General features: G+C 66.1%; 3 protein-coding genes. 2 read left to right on the top strand and 1 reads right to left on the bottom strand.

The window, feature by feature from the left end; all coding sequences use genetic code 11:
- Together ABI213_RS02695 and ABI213_RS02690 are read left to right on the top strand one after the other, a co-directional pair.
- Positions 1 to 1,699, top strand: a 1,699-nt coding sequence (locus tag ABI213_RS02695; RefSeq protein ID WP_348026014.1) for a PAS domain S-box protein, incomplete at its 5' end; no start/stop codon positions are given.
- On the top strand, positions 1,696 to 2,310 hold the full coding sequence (locus tag ABI213_RS02690) for a response regulator (protein ID WP_348005273.1): 615 nt from the start codon (positions 1,696 to 1,698) through the stop codon (positions 2,308 to 2,310). The genes ABI213_RS02695 and ABI213_RS02690, both read left to right, overlap by 4 nt.
- An 82-nt stretch (positions 2,311 to 2,392) precedes the next feature.
- On the opposite strand, the gene ABI213_RS02685 is transcribed toward ABI213_RS02690, so the two are convergent.
- Positions 2,393 to 2,609: hypothetical protein (locus ABI213_RS02685; protein ID WP_348026012.1), on the bottom strand; the 217-nt coding region annotated here is incomplete at its 5' end.

The raw sequence follows: 2,609 nt of genomic DNA, 5'->3' as shown, positions 1-2,609 counted from the left end.
AATCCCCAAGCTGCCGCGCAACGCCAAGGCCCTGGCCGACAACGCCCATGTGGCCGACGGCCTGCGCCGCCTCTGGCTCAGCGTGACCTGGCTGGATGCCAACAACCGCATCGTGGCCCATGTGCCCGACCAACAACCGATGACCGACAGCGCCATCCGCGAGTCGCTGGACAGCGCCGGCGTGTCGGCCCACCTGGTGCAGCCCGTTGGGGGCGACAAACTGGTGGTGCGCTATTCGGCGGCCCTGCTGCTGCGCCGCGGCGCGCCCTGGTGGCTGACCCGCAAATACGACGTGGTACTGATCGACAGCTCCGACCAGGCGATTGCCTCGGTGGATGAAGTGCCGCTGCGCCTCGATCCCACCCTGCACGAGAACTACAAGGTACTGGTCGGCGGCAACATGCCCGGCACTTACCTGGAGCTCAGCCTGCGCGAAGTGCAGCGCCCGTTCTGGCGCAGCCTGCCGATTGTGCTGGTGGGCGGATTCCTGGCGCTGATGCTGGTGGCCACCGCCCTGCTGCGCCGCCAGATGCGACAAATCTCGCGGGCCGAAGACGCCTGGCGCACCGAAGCCGCCTGGCGCCAGGCCATGGAAGACTCGGCCCTGGTGGGCCTGCGCGCACGGGATGCCGATGGCCGCATCCTGTTTGTCAACCGCACCCTGTGCGACATGGTGGGTTTGACAGCGCAGCAACTGGTGGGCCTGGCCCCGCCCATGCCCTACTGGCCCCCGGAATCGCTGGACGAAGTGATGGTACGCAACCGCCGCAACCTGGCGGGCAATGCGCCGCGCGACGGCTACGAAGCCGTGTGGTGCCACCAGGACGGCCACCAGCTCAACGTGATGGTGTTCGAGTCGCCGCTCATCGATGCCGACGGCACGCAGATCGGCTGGATGGGCTCCATCATCGACATCACCGCCCGCAAGCAGCTCGAAGAACGCCAGCGCCACCAGGCCGAAGCCATGGCCACCCAGTCGCGCCTGACCACACTGGGCGAAGTCGCCTCGACCCTGGCCCACCAGCTGAACCAGCCGCTCACAGCCGTCATTGGCTACAACGCCGGCCTGCAACGCATGCTGGGCCAGGATGCCAGCGCCTCCCCGTCCCTGCTCAAGGCGCTCAAAAGCCAGGGCGAACAGGCTGCGGAAGCAGGGCGCATCGTGCAGCGCATCCGCGAATTTCTCACCCGCCGCGCGCCCCAGCGCGAATCCTGCGACCTGGCCGCCGTGGCGCGCCGCGCCGTCGAACTGCTGCAGCGCGACCTGCAACGCCAACAGATCCAGATCGCCTGGGATATACCCGCCAAGCTGCCGCCGGTCTACGCCGACCCCATCCTCATCGAACAGGTGCTGATCAACTTGGTGCGCAATGCTGCCGATGCCATGGGTGGCCACGGTTCGGCTGGCCACATCCACATCGCCGCCACGCTGGACACGCCCCAGCAGGTGCGCCTGGCCGTGGGCGACGACGGCCCCGGGCTGGAAGGACGCAACATCGAGCAACTGACCACCGCGTTCTACTCCACCAAGGCCGACGGCATGGGCATGGGCTTGGCGATTTGCCGCTCCATCATCGAGCTGCACCATGGCAGCATGTCGGCCGATGCCAGCCCATCGGGCGGTGCGCGCCTCTCCTTCAGCTTGCCGGTGTTCGATAACGCCCACCACCACTCCACGGACGAGGAAACCAGCCTATGACCACCCCCGACGCAGTCGCCGTGCACCTGGTGGACGACGAAGCCCCGGTGCGCGACGCGCTGGAGTTTTTGTTCAGCTCCCACGGCTTCAATGTGCGCAGCTACGCCAGCGGCCCCGAACTGCTGGCCGCGCTGGACGGCCCCACACCCGTGCGCGGCTGCATTCTGCTGGACGTGCGCATGGAGCCGATGTCTGGCCTGCAGGTGCACGACAGCCTGGTAGCACGCGGCGTACCGGTTCCGGTGATCTTTTTGACCGGCCACGGCGACATCCCGATGGCGGTAGAGGCACTGAAAAAAGGGGCTTTCGACTTTGTGGAAAAGCCGTTTGGCGATGCCGCCCTGGTGGACCGGGTGCGCGACGCACTGGCCGCCGAGGCCGACCAGCAGCAGCGCCTGGCCGAGGGCGACGCGCGCGGTGCCAAACTGGCCGGACTCACCCCGCGCGAGCAAGACGTGATGCACCGCGTAGCCGCGGGCAAGCTGAACAAGGTGATTGCCGACGAAATGCATGTGTCCATGCGCACCGTTGAGGTGTACCGCGCCCGGGTCTACGCCAAGCTGGGCGTGCGTTCGGCCGCGGAAGTAGCGACGCTGCTGGCACGGGGCTGAAATTTATAGAAAATCAGCCTCCAGCGCAAACGACACCTGCGCTGGCAGCTATCAAATCAATAGCCTGCAGCGCCAGGTTTTATTACTTTCCGTAGGTCAGCACGTAGAACTTGTCGTCAAAAAACGTGTTCGCGTAATAGGGAGAGACGCTGGTGGTGATCTTCTTGGCGTAGTCGGCACTGCCCTCGGCCGTGATGGCGTAGACCTTCTTGGTGGTGTGGTCCATGGCCATGGTGCGCACCCCGGCCTGGGTGCCCAGGGCTTCGGACGGCTTGTAGGTGTTGGCATCCACCTGCTCA

Source organism: Rhodoferax sp., assembly GCF_039922535.1.
Taxonomy (GTDB): Bacteria; Pseudomonadota; Gammaproteobacteria; order Burkholderiales; family Burkholderiaceae_C; genus Rhodoferax_B.
This window is presented reverse-complemented; position numbering and strand designations above follow the sequence as displayed.

Excerpts from the sequence above, each read along its gene's own strand:
- ABI213_RS02690 (WP_348005273.1), top strand. The coding sequence starts at position 1,696 with ATGACCACCCCCGACGCAGTCGCCGTGCACCTGGTGGACGACGAAGCC.